2 rRNA genes are annotated in these 700 nt (G+C 52.0%); both read right to left on the bottom strand.

Going from position 1 to position 700, the window contains the following annotated elements:
- Positions 1 to 210, bottom strand: a 23S ribosomal RNA gene (locus E1J61_RS36730); the annotation flags it as partial.
- Positions 211 to 544: 334 nt separating this feature from the next.
- Positions 545 to 700: ribosomal RNA gene (locus tag E1J61_RS36725) — 16S ribosomal RNA — on the bottom strand; the annotation flags it as partial.

The following is a 700-nucleotide window of genomic DNA, read 5'->3' as shown; positions in this document are numbered from 1 at the left end:
CTGCAGCTACTTAGATGTTTCAGTTCGCCGCGTTCGCTTCCCACACCTATGGATTCAGTGTGGGATGACCCATACGGGCCGGGTTTCCCCATTCGGACATCTCCGGATCAAAGCTTGTTTGCCAGCTCCCCGAAGCTTTTCGCAGGCTACCGCGTCCTTCATCGCCTGTGATCGCCAAGGCATCCACCACATGCACTTGTTCGCTTGACCCTATAACAAGTGTGTCTCGAGGACACGACTCACTACAGGTTGAGTTCTCGCATTTGTGCCGTATTCCAAGTCATCTTTCGATCACTTAAATACTTTGGTTGATACAATCACAACCCGGTATCGCGTTAAACAACTGTGCTTCTCATCAAAGCACCGCGACACCTTTACTACATCCCATATTGTTAAAGAACAGCCGATCCGCAGGTCAGACCCGCGATCGCTTGGCAATGCCAAATGCAAACGCTCAATCCTTAAGCGCTTGCATTTGGCCACCTGGCCTTCAACCAACAAACTACCGATAAGTGTGGACGCTCAACGTAGGATGCACGCTCTGAAAGGAGGTGATCCAGCCGCACCTTCCGATACGGCTACCTTGTTACGACTTCACCCCAGTCATGAACCCTGCCGTGGTAATCGCCCTCCTTGCGGTTAGGCTAACTACTTCTGGCAAAACCCACTCCCATGGTGTGACGGGCGGTGTGTACAAGAC

It is taken from the genome of Cupriavidus sp. L7L, assembly GCF_004353535.1.
GTDB classification, from domain to species: domain Bacteria; phylum Pseudomonadota; class Gammaproteobacteria; order Burkholderiales; family Burkholderiaceae; genus Cupriavidus; species Cupriavidus oxalaticus_A.
Note: the sequence above shows the minus strand (reverse complement) of the source record. Positions and strands in the feature narration are given on the sequence as shown.